The sequence below is a fragment of the Paenibacillus sp. tmac-D7 genome (assembly GCF_006519665.1).
Lineage (GTDB): Bacteria > Bacillota > Bacilli > Paenibacillales > NBRC-103111 > Paenibacillus_G > Paenibacillus_G validus.
The window spans coordinates 13,372-29,825 of the sequence record NZ_VIDW01000051.1; the positions used below are offsets into that span (position 1 = coordinate 13,372).

General features: G+C 53.2%; 14 protein-coding genes. 10 read left to right on the forward strand and 4 right to left on the reverse strand.

From position 1 onward, the window contains the following. Nucleotides 1-102 precede the first annotated feature (102 nt). The gene (gene ilvC, locus FKP33_RS23100; RefSeq protein ID WP_054797931.1) at nt 103-1,095 is read left to right on the forward strand and encodes a ketol-acid reductoisomerase; all 993 of its coding nucleotides are present in this window, start codon (nt 103-105) and stop codon (nt 1,093-1,095) included. 165 nt (nt 1,096-1,260) lie between these two features. Beyond that, on the forward strand, nt 1,261-2,808 hold the full coding sequence (locus FKP33_RS23105) for a 2-isopropylmalate synthase (RefSeq protein ID WP_127610472.1): 1,548 nt from the start codon (nt 1,261-1,263) through the stop codon (nt 2,806-2,808). A 72-nt stretch (nt 2,809-2,880) separates the two neighbouring features. On the opposite strand, the gene FKP33_RS23110 is transcribed toward FKP33_RS23105, so the two are convergent. Beyond that, nucleotides 2,881-4,086, reverse strand: coding sequence for an aminotransferase-like domain-containing protein (locus FKP33_RS23110; protein WP_127610488.1), 1,206 nt, complete (start codon nt 4,084-4,086; stop codon nt 2,881-2,883). A 237-nt stretch (nt 4,087-4,323) separates the two neighbouring features. On the opposite strand from FKP33_RS23110, the gene leuB reads away from it, so the two are divergent. From leuB to gcvH, 3 genes are all read left to right on the forward strand, one after another. Continuing rightward, nucleotides 4,324-5,403 carry a 3-isopropylmalate dehydrogenase gene (gene leuB, locus FKP33_RS23115; protein ID WP_127610486.1) on the forward strand — a complete coding sequence of 360 codons (1,080 nt, stop codon included), beginning with the start codon at nt 4,324-4,326 and terminating at the stop codon, nt 5,401-5,403. Between the two features lie 248 nt (nt 5,404-5,651). Then, a complete protein-coding gene (locus tag FKP33_RS23120) occupies nt 5,652-6,200 on the forward strand; it encodes a peroxiredoxin (RefSeq protein ID WP_054800195.1) in 549 nt (182 codons plus the stop codon). Between the two features lie 104 nt (nt 6,201-6,304). Continuing rightward, nucleotides 6,305-6,688 (forward strand): glycine cleavage system protein GcvH, encoded by a 384-nt coding sequence (gene gcvH, locus FKP33_RS23125; RefSeq protein ID WP_127610484.1) that lies wholly within the window; start codon nt 6,305-6,307, stop codon nt 6,686-6,688. A 193-nt stretch (nt 6,689-6,881) separates the two neighbouring features. Here the strand turns inward: gcvH and FKP33_RS23130 are convergent, their stop codons facing one another. The 3 genes from FKP33_RS23130 to FKP33_RS23140 form a co-directional block, all read right to left on the reverse strand. Next, nucleotides 6,882-8,219, reverse strand: a complete 1,338-nt coding sequence (locus FKP33_RS23130; RefSeq protein ID WP_127610482.1) for a 5'-deoxyadenosine deaminase — start codon at nt 8,217-8,219, stop codon at nt 6,882-6,884. Between the two features lie 509 nt (nt 8,220-8,728). Then, nucleotides 8,729-10,699 carry a glycoside hydrolase family 15 protein gene (locus FKP33_RS23135; protein ID WP_181410253.1) on the reverse strand — a complete coding sequence of 657 codons (1,971 nt, stop codon included), beginning with the start codon at nt 10,697-10,699 and terminating at the stop codon, nt 8,729-8,731. A 235-nt stretch (nt 10,700-10,934) separates the two neighbouring features. Continuing rightward, nucleotides 10,935-11,147: a KTSC domain-containing protein gene (locus tag FKP33_RS23140; protein ID WP_054797932.1), complete on the reverse strand. Its 213-nt coding sequence runs from the start codon at nt 11,145-11,147 to the stop codon at nt 10,935-10,937. Between the two features lie 559 nt (nt 11,148-11,706). On the opposite strand from FKP33_RS23140, the gene FKP33_RS23145 reads away from it, so the two are divergent. The 5 genes from FKP33_RS23145 to FKP33_RS23165 all read left to right on the forward strand — a co-directional run bounded on the left by FKP33_RS23145 (nt 11,707) and on the right by FKP33_RS23165 (nt 16,454). After that, complete coding sequence (locus FKP33_RS23145; RefSeq protein ID WP_127610478.1) at nt 11,707-12,135, forward strand: hypothetical protein; 429 nt, start codon at nt 11,707-11,709, stop codon at nt 12,133-12,135. Nucleotides 12,136-12,387: 252 nt separating this feature from the next. Continuing rightward, nucleotides 12,388-13,173: an RNA polymerase sigma factor SigI gene (gene sigI / locus FKP33_RS23150; RefSeq protein WP_127610476.1), complete on the forward strand. Its 786-nt coding sequence runs from the start codon at nt 12,388-12,390 to the stop codon at nt 13,171-13,173. 18 nt (nt 13,174-13,191) lie between these two features. Beyond that, entirely contained in the window at nt 13,192-14,721 is a 1,530-nt protein-coding gene (locus FKP33_RS23155; protein ID WP_141336463.1) for an anti-sigma-I factor RsgI family protein, read from the forward strand. An 89-nt stretch (nt 14,722-14,810) separates the two neighbouring features. Then, a complete protein-coding gene (locus tag FKP33_RS23160) occupies nt 14,811-16,037 on the forward strand; it encodes an aldo/keto reductase (protein WP_258313537.1) in 1,227 nt (408 codons plus the stop codon). Nucleotides 16,038-16,142: 105 nt separating this feature from the next. Beyond that, on the forward strand, nt 16,143-16,454 hold the full coding sequence (locus tag FKP33_RS23165) for a hypothetical protein (RefSeq protein WP_141336464.1): 312 nt from the start codon (nt 16,143-16,145) through the stop codon (nt 16,452-16,454).

Genomic DNA, 16,454 nt, shown 5'->3' on the forward strand with positions numbered 1-16,454 from the left:
TCTCAAGCGGATGACCTTTCCTACGGACGGAAGCCCGCAGGCCGGTGGTGCGTTTGAGCACCCACTCACAGGGTTTTAAATTAAAGGAGGAGCTATTATACCATGGCAGTAACTACGTATTATGAAAAAGATGCAGACCTGAACGTTCTGAAAGGCAAAACGATTGCGATTATCGGCTACGGAAGCCAAGGCCACGCTCAGGCGCAAAACTTGCGCGACAGCGGCTTGAAAGTTATTATCGGTCTTCGCCAAGGTAAATCCTTCGAACAAGCGAAAAACGACGGTTTTGACGTGTACTCGGTAGCAGAAGCTACGAAATTGGCCGACATCGTACAAATCTTGATGCCGGACGAGACGCAAGCTCGCGTATATAAAAGCGAAATCGAACCGAACCTGAAGCATGGCGCAGCGATCATGTTCTCCCATGGTTTCAACGTTCATTTCGGGCAAATCAATCCGTCCGCGGATAAAGACGTATTCCTCGTCGCTCCGAAATCTCCAGGTCACATGGTTCGCCGTGTATACGTGGAAGGCTTTGGCGTACCTGGTCTGATCGCCGTTCACCAAGATGCAACCGGCCAAGCGAAAGAAATCGGCCTTGCTTATGCAAAAGGAATCGGCTGCACACGCGCAGGCGTTATCGAAACGTCCTTCCGCGAAGAAACCGAAACCGACTTGTTCGGCGAGCAAGCCGTACTTTGCGGCGGCGCGTCCGCACTCGTGAAAGCGGGCTTCGAAACGTTGGTAGAGGCAGGCTACGCTCCAGAGATGGCTTACTTCGAGTGTTTGCACGAGCTGAAGCTGATCGTTGACCTGATGTACGAGGGCGGCCTCGCAACGATGAGACATTCGATCTCCAATACGGCTGAGTACGGTGACTATGTAACCGGTCCTCGCATCATCACGGAAGAAACGAAGAAAGAAATGAAGCGCGTACTGTCCGATATCCAACAAGGTAAATTCGCTCGCGACTTCATCCTGGAGAACCAATCCGGCAACGCATTCATGACGGCTACCCGTCGCCTGGAGTCCGAGCATCCATTGGAGCAAGTCGGTTCCCAGCTGCGTGAAATGATGCACTGGATCAAGAAGTAGTTTTTACGCTAGTCAGCGGTTTACATGTCAGCACTGTATAAGGTCGGCTTGATGACGTCAGGCGGGACGAACCGGAAGCGCCGGGCGTTCCGCACGTTTCGAGCCGTACCTTTTTCTGCTTTAAGTAAGTATTCCATATTTCGGTAAAGCGTAGGTGAAACCGGCATGAGAAAAATTTATATTTTCGATACATCGCTGCGTGACGGCGAGCAATCTCCAGGCGTCAACCTGAACATTCAGGAGAAGGTGGAAATTGCTTTGCAGCTCGAGAAGCTTGGCGTAGACCGCATCGAAGCCGGCTTCCCGGCAGCATCCCCCGGCGATCTGGCTGCCGTTAACGCGGTGGCCAGAGCCGTCAAGAATGCATCTGTCATCGGGTTGTCCCGCTCGCGCGAGCAGGACATCGAAGCCGTGCGTGAGGCGCTTCAAGGCGCGGAGGATCCATGTATTCACCTGTTCCTGGCGACCAGCCCCATTCACCGCAAGCATAAGCTGAGAATGGAGAAGCATCAGGTGTTGGAAGCGGCTGAAGCGGCGATCAAGTATGCCAGGAAATATTTCAGCAAAATCGAGTTTTCGGCCGAGGATGCAGGGCGTACCGAGCTTGATTTCCTCTGCGAGGTAACCGATCTGGCGATCCGCTCCGGCGCGACGGTCGTGAACATCCCAGATACGGTCGGGTACATGACCCCGTATGAGTACGGCAACATTTTCAAGACGTTGAAGGAAACCGTACCGGGCATCGAGAAGATCCAGCTTAGCGCTCATTGTCACGATGACCTCGGGATGGCTACGGTGAACGCCTTGGCGGCGATTTTGAACGGTGCGGATCAGATCGAGGGCACCATCAACGGCATCGGCGAGCGCGCCGGCAACACGGCGATCGAAGAGGTGGCGTTGGCGCTCGAGACGCGTCAGGAGTACTTCCAGGCGAAGACAACGCTGACGTTATCCGAGATTGCGCGTACGAGCCGCTTGGTCAGCAAGCTGACCGGCATGGTCGTGCCGGGGAACAAGGCGATTGTCGGCGCCAACGCCTTCGCGCACGAATCGGGCATTCATCAGGACGGCGTGCTGAAGGAGAAGACGACCTACGAGATCATGTCTCCGGAGAAGATCGGGCTGAAGGGCGGCAAGCTGCCGCTGGGTAAGCTGTCCGGCCGTCACGCGTTCCGCGAGAAGCTGGTGGAGCTTGGTTACAGCTTGAACGACGAACAGCTCAATACGGCGTTCGGGAAGTTTAAGGCATTGGCCGATAAGAAGAAGCAGGTCACTGACGAAGACATCCTGGCGCTGGTCGAGGAGAAGCTGATCGAGACGCCGGAAGTGTTCGCGCTCGAGATGATCCAAGTGTCGTACGGGAACCAATCCACGCCGACCGCAACGGTGCGGATTCGTACGCTGGAAGGCCAGACGCTGGATGAAGCGGCAGTTGGCAACGGCTCCGTCGACGCGATCTACAATGCGATCGATAAAGCGACGAAGGAAGACGTTGAGCTTGACGACTACTCGATCCAATCCGTGACGCAAGGCAAGGACGCCCTCGGCGAGGTGCATGTCGTGCTGAAGCAGGGCGATTATTCCGTACAGGGCCGCGGCGTGAGCACAGACATCCTCGAAGCGAGCGCGCGCGCCTATGTGGATGCGATCAACCGTTTGATTGACAAACGCAAAACGCCTGCACGCGGACGCAACAACGTATCGACGGTTTAACGCAAAAACGACTGACATTTAAATGTCAGTCGTTTTTTTTATCCTCAGAAGGCGAATAATCGGAAGTGTGTCTTACGGTTGAACGGCGACCGATTGTAACTTTTCGATGGCGCGGTTCAGCCGCTCGAACGCCGTTTTCATTTCTTCGTAGTCTGTATGCGTAAAGTTGAGTCGCATCGAATTCGTTTGCGGCTCGTCGGCATAGAAGCTGACGCCCGGTACGAAAGCGACGCCTTCCTCGACGGCGAACTTCATCAGTTCGGCGGTATCGATGTGCTGTGGCATCTCCACCCAGATGAACATGCCGCCTTTTGGCTCAACCCACTTTACACCTTCCCAATTTTGCGCTTTCAACAGATCGATCATTTGGTGCATCCGGATCTCGTACTGCGTACGAATCAGATCAATGTGACCGTAAATGTCGAAGCTTTCGAAAATTTGGTGGATCGCCTGCTGGTCCATGGTGCTCGAATGCAGGTCGGCCGCTTGTTTAGCGCGCGCCATATGGCGGATGACTTCTTTATCGCCGACGACCCAGCCGGTACGCAGCGCAGGGGCGACGATTTTGGAGAAGGTGCTCGTGTAAATGACCGGATTGCCGTCCGCCTCGCCGCCCAGCGAGAAGATGGAAGGCAAGGGCTCGCCTTTGCCGAAACGCAGCTCTCCGTATGGATCGTCCTCCAGAATGAGCACGTTGTTGCGCTTACAGATGTCCAGCGTATGCTGCCGGCGTTCGATGCTCCAGGCTTTTCCTGTCGGGTTGGCGAACGTCGGGATGACGTACACGAACTTCGGCTGATGCAGCTTGATTTTGCGTTCCAAATCTTCCGGGTTCATGCCGTCCGTGTCGCAGTCCACCGATACAAGCCGCGCTTTATGCGATTGAAACACTTGAATGGCGGCCAAATACGTCGGCTTCTCTACCAGAATGACGTCGCCCGGGTCGACATAAATTTTCGTCAGCAGGTCGATCGCTTGCTGAGAGCCGGTTGTAAGCAGCATGTTGTCGATGCCGGCATGAATGCCTTTGCGCGCCAAATGCTTGGAAATGCTTTCCCGTAAAGGGGTGAAGCCTTCCGTTAATCCGTATTGCAGTACGCTGTTGCCTTGCTCGAACACGCGCGCGAACGCGTCTCGTACGGCATCCAGCGGAAAGTATTGCTCATTCGGCAAACCGCCGGCGAGCGAAATGATCGAGCGTCCTTGCGTGAGCTTCAGAATCTCACGAACGGCGGACGATTTGAAGCTGTCGATCGTCTCCGAGAAGCGATAATTCATGGGAATGGACTCCTTTAACAGCGGGCAGTTATGTCGCGCTTTATAGTTGTATTGAATCTATTAAATTTATTTTAATCCTTTGCAACTAGGATGACAACCTTCAAATCGGTCCCGAGGATCAACCTATAGGTATATAGTCAATGCCTATGAAGATGATAGATTTTATATCTTTGTAAACAGCGGATAAATATGCTACAACTGAACTAATGAACCCCAATGAAATGAGGAGTGGAACGAATGGCAGATGTAAAGAAAATCGCCGTCATCGCAGGCGACGGGATCGGTCCCGAAGTTGTGGCGGAAGCGATTAAAGTGATGAAGAAGACAGAGGAGCTGTTCGGCTACCGTTTTGAATTCGAGCACGGTTTGTTCGGCGGAATCGCGATCGATGAGAAAGGCACTCCGCTGCCGCAAGAGACGCTGGACATCTGTAAAAATTCCGACGCTGTGCTGCTCGGCGCAGTCGGAGGTCCGAAATGGGACAATAACCCGAAAGAACTTCGCCCCGAAACGGGCTTGCTCGGCATTCGTAAAGCACTCGGTTTATTCTCGAACATTCGCCCGGCGAACGTGTTCGATTGCTTGAAAGACGCTTCGACCTTGAAACCGGAAGTACTCGAGGGCACCGACCTGATTGTGGTGCGCGAGCTGACCGGCGGCATCTACTTCGGAGAGAAGTTCCGCCGCGAAGGCGCGCAAGGCCAGGAAGCCGTCGATACGTGCGTGTATAACGTGACAGAAGTGGAGCGTATCGTGCGCCAAGCGTTCGAAATTGCCCAAACCCGCCGCAAGAAGCTTGCTTCGGTCGACAAAGCGAACGTGCTTGAGACTTCCCGCCTGTGGCGTGAAGTGGTTAACCGGATTGCGCCGGAATATCCGGATGTCGAGCTTGAGCATGTGCTCGTGGACAACTGCGCGATGCAGCTGCTGCGCCGTCCGTCCAGCTTCGACGTCATCGTGACGGAGAACATGTTCGGAGATATTCTTAGTGACGAAGCGGCTATGCTGACCGGTTCGATCGGGATGTTGTCTTCCGCTTCCCTTGGCGAAGGCGCCTTCGGCTTGTACGAGCCGGTACACGGCTCTGCGCCGGATATTGCGGGACAAGGCATCTCGAACCCGATCGCGACCATCTTGTCCGTCGCCTTGATGTACCGCCTTACGTTCGGATACCATGACGCGGCGGAAGCGATCGAGCGCGCCGTGAAAGAAGTGCTTGATGCAGGTCACCGTACAGGCGACATCGCTGTCGATAAGAGCAAAGCCATCGGTACCGTAGCGATGGGCGATTTGATCGTGAACGCAATCCGTAAATAAGCTTGCTAGTTAATAAACTATAACCGGGTATACAGTTAAACTCTTGGGAAATACTCTTTCTTAAGAGTTTTTCTTTGTCAGTCCAGTCCAAAAGGGATAAGAGACCGACAGGTTTGTACAAAATGTGACAGTTTATAATGATTATCATGAAGTAATTGCTTTAATCTTGACTTTGCTATTGTCGAATGATAGGATTTAAAGTGTGATAATCATTATCAATAAATTACAACAAGGAGGATATTATACACATGTCTGAACGTTTAGTAGGTAAACCGGCTCCTGATTTCACGATGGAAACAGTTCTGGGCGATGGCTCCGATTTCGGTAAAGTCTCTCTTTCCGATTACAAGGGCAAATGGCTCGTCTTGTTCTTCTATCCGCTCGACTTCACTTTCGTTTGCCCGACAGAAATTACGGCGATCAGCGATGCGGCGCCTCAGTTCAAAGCTGTGAACGCTGAAATCCTTGGCGTATCGGTTGACAGCAAACATTCCCATCGCGCATGGATCAACACACCAGTGGACCAAAACGGTCTTGGTAAGCTGAACTTCCCGCTTGCATCCGATCTGACGAAATCCGTAGCCCGTGACTACGGTGTATTGATCGAAGAAGAAGGTATCGCGCTTCGCGGCTTGTTCATCATCAATCCGGAAGGCGAATTGCAATACCAAGTCGTTCACCATAACAATGTAGGCCGCAGCGTTGAAGAAACGCTCCGCGTACTCGAAGCTTTGCAATCCGGCGGTTTGTGCCCTGTTGGTTGGAAAAAAGGGGACAAGCACTTGGTGGCGAAATAATCGGATTTTTCCGACCCTTATACCCCTCAGTCTGCCTACCCGGGCAGGCTCTGGGGTTTTTCCACGCTATATGAGCTTAAGAAGGTTAAGAAGGAGAGCGATCGATGGAAATCATCCAAGGACTGAAATACAGCGAAAATCACGAATGGGTACGCCTTGAAGGAAACCGCGCGGTTGTCGGGTTAACCGATTTTGCGCAGGAGGAGTTCGGCGTCATCGTGTTTATTGAGCTCCCGGAAGTGGGGGAGACGCTGCGCGCGGGAGAACCGTTCGGCAGTATGGAATCGGTGAAAACGGTTACTGAACTGTACGCGCCGGTATCCGGTAAGGTGATCGACATCAACCGGAAGTTGAACGAGAACCCGGGCCTTATCAACATGTCACCCTACGGGCAGGGTTGGGTGTTAGTCGTCGAGATGAGCGATCCGGCCGAATTGGACAAGCTCTGGGACGCAGCGAAGTACGAACAAACTTATGCCCACGAATAAACGGACAACCTTGCTTCGTCGGGGTTGTTTTTCTCTTGAGATATAGCGATTTTCCTCGAAAGGGCTCCGATCAGGAGCTTTTCTTATGAGAATGGCTGCAAGTCTGCCGAATCAATCCCCCATCCACGTGCCTGAAGGAGCGGCGTCGGCGCCCCGACAGAGCGCCGACGCCTGTGTATCCCCGGCTGTTTCGCTAGCGGCTGATTGCGGTTCGTTTCAACAGACGCTGGATCGAACGATTCGCTTCGTGCAAGATGACGTCTTTGTTGATCGTTCGCATCTTTCCGTTCTCCATGATGATCTTGCCGTTAATAATGGTCGTTTCGACGTCGGCTCTGGTGGCGGAGTAGACGATCCGGGAGATCGGATCGACATCGAAGGACGGGTACATGTGGAAGTTGTTCAGGTTCAAGATCGCCATGTCGGCTTTCTTGCCGAGTTCCAAGCTTCCGATCTGCTTCTCCAAGCCGACGGCCCGGGCTCCGCCAATGGTAGCCATACGAAAGACGCTGCGGGCGTTCATGGCCGTCGGGCCGTGAACGGGCTTCTGAATAAGCGCGGCCAGCCGCATCTCGTTAAACATATCCAGATTGTTGTTGCACGGAGCCCCATCGGCGCCCAGGCTTAAGGAAATATCAAGTTCCAGCATCCCCGGCGTATCGGCAATACCGGACGCCAACTTCAGATTGGAGCCGGGACAATGGCTGACGTGCACGCCTCTCTCACGGATAATCCGCTTCTCTTCCGCATCCAGCCAGATGCAGTGCGCCAGTATCAACCGTTCGTTCGCCAGACCTAAGTGATCGAGGTAGACGACATTACGCATGCCGGTTTCTGCTTGTACGATTTGAATCTCATGCTGATTCTCCGAAGCATGGGTGTGCACCTTCGCCTCATACTGCGCCGAGAGCTTCTGAACCTCCCGTAACAAGGCTTCGGTGCATGAGATGACGAATCTCGGGGAGAACGCGTACTGGATGCGGCCGTTATCGAAGCCGTTCCACTTCTCCAGCAAATCGACGCTTTGTTGGAGGGAGTTCCAGGTATTCTCTTGCAAAGGTAAAGGGACCTCATCTCCCTTATCCATCATGACCTTCCCGGATAAGGCGCGAATTCCGCTTTCGGCAATCGCTTGAAACGCATAGTCCGTATGATGGACCGTCTCCATATCGACAATGGTTGTCGTGCCGCTTTGGATCAACTCGCCAATGCCGAGCATGGCCGAATAATAGATGGATTCCTGATCGTGAGCGGCTTCCAGCGGCCAAATCCGCTTTTTTAACCAATCGAGCAGCTCCAGATCGTCGGCTTTGCCTCGGAAGAGCGTTTGGCACAGGTGGATATGCGTTTGGACGAAGCCGGGAATGACGGTTCTACCTGTTGCGTCAATGATCGTCTCATCCGGTATCGGTTGTAAGTCGGGCCCGATGGCGTGAATGAGGTCGTCCTGAATCCGGACGTCTCCGGTTACAATGTCCTCGCGTGCATTCATCGTCACGATTTGCGCATTCTTGATCAGCAAGCTTCCCATGACTGACTCCTCCGTTTGATATGAAAATGAAGAGCTCAACTTCCTTTGAATGCAAAAAAGCTACGAAAAAAAATACGCACTACGTGCCTATTTATTTCGCAGCTAGAAATGTACGGTTTCTAGTAAACGAAAAGGGGATACTTATTCGCTTACCTCGAATTGTAATTCATAGGTATATACATGTCAATATGTGTTATGTAAAATAACATTTATATTATTCCACTGAAGAACTAACATGCTTCTTAAACAATTAAGAGATAGAAACATCGGAAATGATGAAAAAAAGAGATGTCCATGTTATTTTAAATGACATTTAAATTGCAAGCGGCTAAGGGGCTAGCGCTGGCTCGAATTGAGGAATAGCGGAACAGCGTTGCTTTATTCCATGAAGTTCAAGGCTGCGATCGTCTCACATGCAAGCGAACTGTTGTTCCGTTATGTGTGGTTTGAGCAGCTCCGGAGCAGGAGACCCGAGCTCTGCCTGCCCGGAACTGCCCGTTATTCTGTACTTATTTCGAAGCTGCGAGCAGCTTCTTGTACTTCTCGGTATACTTCACGACGGCGAGCACGTAGGTCGCATGCGACCAAGTGAGCGGGGCGACCGAGACCGGATCGCCATTGAACGGATCGAGCTGTTCCGGCAAAATACCGCTTTCCATCGCGTGCTGGACGACCCATTCGAGTGTCTTGCGCGGCGATTCGAGATCGGCGAGCGTCTTGGCGTATTCGATTTCCCACTCTGCGATCCACAGCGTACAAATGATCCACGGGTTGCCCGGGATATTCTCGATATCGGAAGAACGCTGGAAGTAATAGTCGTGGTAGTAGCGGGCGACGCCGCCGACATCGGTTTTGATGGTTAAGCGATCGCGGTTCGCCCGCATCGTGCTGACGACGCGGGGGTCGTCGGCCGGCAGGACGCCAAACTCGAAGATGCCGTAAACGCTGCTCTCGTAAGTACGATCCTTGACCCATTGTCCGTTCTCGAGGTACAAGCCGCGGACGAACCGGCCTTCCTCTTCGTCCCATAGATGCTTCAGGATGCCGTTCTTGATCTTCTCGGCGGTATGGCGGTACCGGTTGGAGCGTTCTTCGTCGCCGAACAGGCTGCAGAAGTTGGCCGCGGCGATCAACCCGCCGTACACCGCCGACGCGGTGAACGTATAAATGCCGTACCGTTCCTCCCACAGGTCGTAGCTCGGCTTGGGCAGGGACAAGTCATGCTCCAGATAGCTGGACATGAACCGCGCCGCGCGCCGGATAAGCGTCCGATACAGGGACTGCGGCAGCTCGATCACCTCGTGGCGGACGTAATCCTGCCACAGTGCGAACAAGACGAGCGCGGTTTCGTCCTCCTGGATCGGCAGCTGCATTTTGCCTCCGTTCAGATAAGGGTGCCAGCTGGACCCCACAGTACCGTCCGGGTTATATTTATGATGCAGGTAGCCTTCCGGAGACAGCGCATTCGCGCAGAAATGGAAGAACGGCGTAATCATCCCCTGGTACCCGGCCATCGTCATGGCGTACGCGATCAGCGCGCCGTCCCGCGGCCACATGTAGCTGTAATGATCGCGGTTCGATTGCATGATTTCCGAGTCGTTAGCCGCGATAATCGCGCCATTGACGTCGGTTTGGGTCCGGACGATCAGCAGGCTTTGTTTGTACATGCGGATACAAGCTTCGGTCAGGTTGCCGTAATCGCGTTCCGACTTGTTGACCCAGCGCTGCCAGTAGATGATGGCCCGCTCCAGCAGTTTGTCGGGGTGGCTCTCTTTCACATAAGCGTCGAGCTTCTTCACTTCTTCAAGGTCTTTCCCTGCGCTCATCCAATAGTAGAGCGATTCGTCCGCGTTCGGCGCCACGTGCGCACGCAGGGAGATCGTGCTGTCGACGGAGCCTTGCGCGATAGCGTTCCCGGACAAGTGGCCGTCCTCGGCGTCGCGCCATGTGCCTTCGGCGTTATAAAATCGTTTGACGCCGGTCGTATATTGATACAATCCTTCGCTGCCGGTCAGGCCGTTGAACATGAAGTAGCGGTCTTTTTTATAATGAAACACGGTGTTGTTCAGAGGATAGTATGCGGCGGTATCGCCGACTTCGGTTTCGTTAATGACCAAGTCTTGATTGAGGAACAGCCGGATTTCGCGGACCTTATCCCAGTGGTTATGGACTCGGATGCGTTTCAAGTAAACGTCTTCGCGTTGGTGTACCCCGTCGTTGATCAGCAGCGTGACACCCAGATGATAATGCGATGCCCGGACTTCCGTGACAAGCGAGTCCTCGACATAGGAAGGCTCGATATTCCATTCGGGATCGGAAAGCCAGGTGAAACTGCCGTCCACCCATAAGCCGACGCGGCATTGATAACCGCCGATGTGGTTCAATTGCCCTACATAAGGGTAGTACAGATCGCGCATGAAGGTGTTGCGATCCAAGTTGATTAAAAACTTGCCGTTCCCGATGACAAGATGTCTGGGCAATGCATCCACATCCTTCTCTATCCAGAATGCTATCTTCATACTTTAGAGTACCGTTTTCTGGCAAGTGGGTCAATCCATGAAAATGAATGAAAACGGATACTGGCGCACTTTTTTTGCGATAATAAAAGATGATCTTACTAGAATCACATCCTAATTATTACCAAAATTAAATAGTGATAGTCTAAAAAAAATAATCTCCCGCTGGGCAAGGGAGATTATGTACTTGATCCGCCGTCTACGCTTGAGGGGGAAATACCGTCTTCGTGGCCGCCATTCGCATGATCATGTCATACCGGTTGGGAGATTGCAGCAGCATCTGATACTGGTCGGGGGCGACGTCAAGGCAGGTGTACGTCTGACCCGTGTAATACTGAATATGCATTTGCGAGGCTTGGTCATCATACTGCACGAACGGAATTTGCTTGGAGCCGATCGAAATTAATTGCACAAGCGATTCTCTCCTTTCGGGGACGCGGGGGTTAAGTGGGAAAAATCCGACTGCGCCAGTAGGAACGGCAGCGGATTTTCCGAAGACGAAGCCTTTATTTAGATATGTATGCCGCTTGCATGAAGTTTAGAATACGTTTGCGGCACCGCTCTACAAGTGCGAATACAGCGGCGTCCTAATCGCCGAGCACTAGCAGGATAGAGGCGGCTAAGCGGTGCATAACGAGTGCCGGGGTACCGATGATCCGGAGTTTTCCTTTACGCGATTGATCATAAACCGGAAACCTCACTTCATACAGTTGGAATAAGCGTTAATTTTCCCAAAATCGTGCGGTATAATACGCAACCAATATTTAGCATATGGCGTTTTTCGGGGAAAAGAGGATTTTTGACACATTTGGTCGAATAACTTTAAGGATGGTCGGACTCCCGAAGGGGAACACGGCCTGTGTTACAGCTGCTGCATCGCAGCGGATGCCCGGTTGTCAACACCGTACAACGCAGTATCGCAATTTACGATGTCGGTTGTCACTTAGATGCAAAACTGGAGGCGAATGTGAATGAGCTTTTGCTGCGGCGCCAGCATGTTGGGGACTAAGGGGACGTTAAAACATATAAGAACGCAGATTCACAATGTGCCTCTGTTGTTTTGTCCGGTTTGCCACCGGGTAGAAGTGCATCATCTGGTGGAGAACGAATACGAAATATTGGCCGAATATGCGCATGGGGACGGAGCTCCGGAAGTTGATTTCGGCGAGTATGTGGAGAACCGCGATCAAGCCGAATTGTTCGAGAACTGCGTGAACCACGAGGATGAAGAACCGCTCGATGTGGTGCGCAGCCAAATCGACATGGCGCTCGACCTGCTCACGGTCGCCAAGGAAATCGGCGATGACGAATGGGAGCGGCAACTGAAGAAGCGGTTGAACGTCTTGAGCCAGCGTCGAAACAAGCTGAAAAGTAAAAAAACGATGCGCGGCATGTCCTGATCTTTACGACCCGACGAAACGTCCCTCCACCACGCGCTTTCTCCTCTTCATCCCAACCGGTTCTCGGGGAGAAGCAGCGTGATCGGCAACATGACGATGTGCCCGGAATCCGTTCCGGTCCAGCGTTCGTCACGCTGCCGGGAGGGACGTTTTTTTTCATAAATATTCCTGTAAGAATCCAGGGGGAGCTCGTCTGCTGTACCCCCGTAATCGTATAGAGGGTAGCGAAAAATTTAGTGTGAGGTGGAACGGTTGCTGCTTGTTTTATTTAAAAGATTTTTAGGAAAACGTCAATCACACCACACGGAGCCGGAGAAACTGCAAACTCCGGAAGAGATTGTCATTCGAATTCAAGAAGGTGATCTGCGCCTACGCAACCAATTTATAACCGATTATCAGCCATATGTTGCGAAGGTCACAAGCCGATTTTGCAAACGTTACGTCGATCCTGCGAGGGACGACGAATTCAGCATCGCGCTAGGTGCTTTCAACGAGGCCATCAATCAGTTTTCGCCGCAGGCGGGCCGTTCGTTTCTAGGGTTCTCGGAGCAAGTCATCCGCCGGAGGCTGATCGATTATGTGCGTAAAGAGCAGCGTTTTGCCGGGCAAATTCCTTATAGCACGTTCGAGGTGGAGGACGAGGAGGAACATACGGTCAACCCGGTCGAAATTCACCAAGCGATCGAGCAGTATGAGAAACAGAAAGGCATGGAAGAACGGCGAAGCGAGATCGTCGATCTGAGCCGCTCCTTGTCGGACTTTGGTATCAAATTTGACGAGCTGGTGGAGGCTTCACCCAAGCATGACGATTCGCGGCAAGCTTTATTCGGGATCGCCAAGAAACTGTCCGACGACGCAGACTTGATGCGGCTCATGCTGCAAAAGCGCATGCTGCCGATTAAAGAACTGTTGGATCAGGTAAACGTCTCCCGCAAAACATTGGAACGTAATCGGAAATTCATTATCGCCGTCGCTCTGATATTTAACGGACCGTACCCGTATTTGAAAGACTATTTACATATCAGAGATGAGGCTTAAAGGAAGGGGGGGACGTATATGCATAAAGGAATCGTCATGGAAATGACGGACAGGCACATTGTGGTGATGCGGTCCGACGGCAAGTTCGACCGTATTTCCCGTAAAACGAGAGCCTGTGAAATCGGGGAAGAGATCGTCTATGCGAGTTCCGGCATCAACTGGCGAAGTCCCTCGGTAGCGGGAAGATCCGCCATTGCGGCGGCCGTCATTTTTTGCCTGGTGCTGTTCGCAAGCTTTAACGGCAAGCTCGGCAGTCCTGAGGTTGTCGCCTACATATCGATGGACATCAATCCAAGCGTCGAGATGGGCATCGACATCGACGAGAACGTGCTGGAGCTTCGGGGCTTGAATGAAGATGGGATAGCCTTGGTCGAATCGCTCGAGTATAAGGGGAAAAAGCTTGAGCAAGTGACCGAAGGCTTGCTGGATAAGGCCGAGCAGAAGGCGCTCGCCGGGGGCGAGGCGGAAATCGTCATTACCAGCACCGTCGTGCAGGAGGGCAGCAAGGTGAACGACGAATCGCTCGCGGCCAAGCTGAAGCAGCAGGTGGCCAAGCACATTGAAACGACACACCCGCAGCAGGCGAAGTCTTATCAAATAGCCGCTTTTGCGGCACCGGCGGAAGTTCGCGAGGCGGCCAATCAGAACGGTGTCTCGACGGGGAAATATTCCGTTTATTTGAATGCAAAGAACAGCGGGGCGGATGTGACGCTGGAGGAGCTGAAGAAGGAATCGGTGCTGAAAATTTCCAAATCGAAGCCGGATATAGCCCAATCGATTCGACTGAATCAACTGCCGACGAAGGCCGATTTGAAGCAGCTCGTGAAGCAGGAAAAAGCGGGCGAGCTGGATAAAAAGGTGGCGGAGAAGAAAACGGAAACCGGCTCCGGCAAAGGAACAACGTCGAACGGCAGGAACGGTTGGACGACGAACGGCTCTTCCGATAAATCGGGACCGGTGATGTCCGGCGGCAAAAACGGTTCTTCCGGCAGCGGCAATAAAGACGATGCCAAGAGAAACGGTACGACCGGCAAATCGTCCAACGATCGCGACGACGACCGTGACGACGATCGCGACGATGATCGCAAGGGCACGAACGTGAAGCCGTCGACCGGTGTAACGAAGCCGGTATCGTCCGGGTCGGGCTCAAATAAGGGCGACGACAGGAAAGACAACAACCCAAACAATAAAGAGCAAGCAAAGAAGGATGATGAGCGTCGGCGCGAAGAAGCCCGGCGCCTCGAAGATTTAAAGAAGCAGACGGAAGAGAGGAAGAAGAAGCAGGAAGAAGAACGGAATCAGCAGGAAGAAGCGCGGAAGAAGCAAGAGGAAGAACGCAAGAAACAGCAAGAGGAAGCGCGCGAGAAGCAGGAAGAAGCCCGGAAAAAGTTGGAGGATGAACGCAAGAAGCTGGAAGAGGAAGCACGCAGGAAGCAGGAAGATGCCAGGAAGAGGCAAGAAGAAGCGAAGAAGAATCAGGAGCAGAATAGCAATTCCTCCACGTCGGACGATTCCAGGAACAGGGACCGTGATAACAATGACGATTAAACGTCATCTCCTTGCGCTGCCGATGGGTGCCTATCAGCCATCCTTGCCGTGACACGGCAGGGAGCGATGCGTGTACGGCAGGGGGGCGCTTGAAGAAAGAGAACCGTATTCGGCTGTTGATTCAGGCCGGGTGCGGTTTTTTTGAAGCTATCGGCAAAGCCGCCTTGGCAAGAGGCAAGTTGGATGATACGGACACCCGGGGACGGGTGTTTTTTCGCGCAGGTTTGAACTATAATGATCAAAGAGCTTATGGACCAAGGGACCAGGGGAGGGAAACGGACGTCATGCGTTATTCCATATTCGGCAAGACGGGCTATCGGGTATCTTCGCTCGGTTTTGGAGCGATGAATTTGCCGGGAGTTCCGCTGGAGCAAGCGCGAGAAGCGTTAAACTATGCGCTCGATCAAGGGATTAATTATATCGATACAGCGGCGGGCTACCGCAACAGCGAGGAAATTATCGGGGAATGCATTTCACACCGACGGTCGGAGTACTTTTTGGCTACCAAGACATCGAAGCGGGATTACAAGACGGCGAAGGAAGAGATCGAGCGAAGCCTGGTGCGAATGAAGACCGATTGTATCGATCTTTTGCAAATCCATTATGTGAATAAGGTGGAGGAATATCAGGCGGCCATGGCCGAAGAAGGCGCTTACCGGGCGGCGCTGGAGATGAAAGAGAAGGGGTACATCCGGCATATCGGCATTACCGGGCACCGGCCCGATTTGTTGGCCAGGTGGATTAAGAAGGAGCAGTTCGATCAAGTGTTGTTCCATCTGAATTTGGCGCAGCCGTTCGCGTTGGATGAGCTGATTCCGGAGTTAACCCGTCTGAATATGGGGAAAACGGCCATGAAGCCGCTGTCGGGCGGTTTTATTCAACCCGTGGCGAAGGCGATACGCTACCCGTTCAGCCAAGATGTTCACGTGATCCTGTTCGGGATGGTCAGCAAGGCCGAGGTCGAAGAGAATATCGCGGCGATGCGCGAAGAAGTGGGGCACGCGGAGCGTGCCGAGCTGGAGCGGCTGGCGGCTGACCTGGGCGGGCATAACTGCCGGCGCTGCAATTATTGCTCTTGTCCGGTGGAGATCGCGATTCCGGACATTATGATTTCCAGTCAAATCCGCAAGACGTTCGGCCTGCTGCCGAAGGGCGACGGATTTTATCAGAACAATAAGGAAAAGATTTTATCGTGCGCCGACCACGAGCCCTGTAAGGAGAAGCCCTTGTGCGAGCCGATGTGTCCTTACCATCTGCCGATGCGCGAGGTCGTCATGGGGGCTGCCGATTATTACAAGGTGAGCGGAATGGCTTAAGTATGGGCGTAACGATTAGTAGATGCAAGCGCACGAGCTGCGGCAGGAAAAGAAACCGGGAAGTCGTGCGACCTACATAACGGTCGGAGGAAGGTGTGAGCGGATATGGATGCGTTCGAGCGCTATGTGACGCAGGAGTTACGACTGCGTATCGTATTAGCCGATGCAGGTGTAGAAGCAAGTGCGGGAGCGGATGGAAGTGTGGAGGCAGACGGGACAAGCGAAAGCGAGGGAATCCCGGCAGGAGCAGCGGCAAGCGCCGGCACGGATGCGCTCGTGCTGTTCGTCACCCGCGAGGCTTTAGCCGCGGGGACGTGGGCGGCGGAGGCCGGCATGGCCGTGCCGGCCGCGCTGGTGCAAGCGGTCCGCGCCTCGCAGGAGCGCGGACGATTCTCGGCCGGCCTCGGGTCGAATTGA

What these genes read in the sequence shown, in the direction of transcription:
- FKP33_RS23145 (WP_127610478.1), top strand. Translation starts at nt 11,707, where the DNA reads ATGAGCTTTTGCTGCGGCGCCAGCATGTTGGGGACTAAGGGGACGTTA.
- FKP33_RS23165 (WP_141336464.1), top strand. Translation starts at nt 16,143, where the DNA reads ATGGATGCGTTCGAGCGCTATGTGACGCAGGAGTTACGACTGCGTATC.
- gcvH (WP_127610484.1), top strand. Translation starts at nt 6,305, where the DNA reads ATGGAAATCATCCAAGGACTGAAATACAGCGAAAATCACGAATGGGTA.
- FKP33_RS23130 (WP_127610482.1), bottom strand. Translation starts at nt 8,219, where the DNA reads ATGGGAAGCTTGCTGATCAAGAATGCGCAAATCGTGACGATGAATGCA.
- FKP33_RS23120 (WP_054800195.1), top strand. Translation starts at nt 5,652, where the DNA reads ATGTCTGAACGTTTAGTAGGTAAACCGGCTCCTGATTTCACGATGGAA.
- ilvC (WP_054797931.1), top strand. Translation starts at nt 103, where the DNA reads ATGGCAGTAACTACGTATTATGAAAAAGATGCAGACCTGAACGTTCTG.
- leuB (WP_127610486.1), top strand. Translation starts at nt 4,324, where the DNA reads ATGGCAGATGTAAAGAAAATCGCCGTCATCGCAGGCGACGGGATCGGT.
- FKP33_RS23155 (WP_141336463.1), top strand. Translation starts at nt 13,192, where the DNA reads ATGCATAAAGGAATCGTCATGGAAATGACGGACAGGCACATTGTGGTG.
- FKP33_RS23105 (WP_127610472.1), top strand. Translation starts at nt 1,261, where the DNA reads ATGAGAAAAATTTATATTTTCGATACATCGCTGCGTGACGGCGAGCAA.
- FKP33_RS23110 (WP_127610488.1), bottom strand. Translation starts at nt 4,086, where the DNA reads ATGAATTATCGCTTCTCGGAGACGATCGACAGCTTCAAATCGTCCGCC.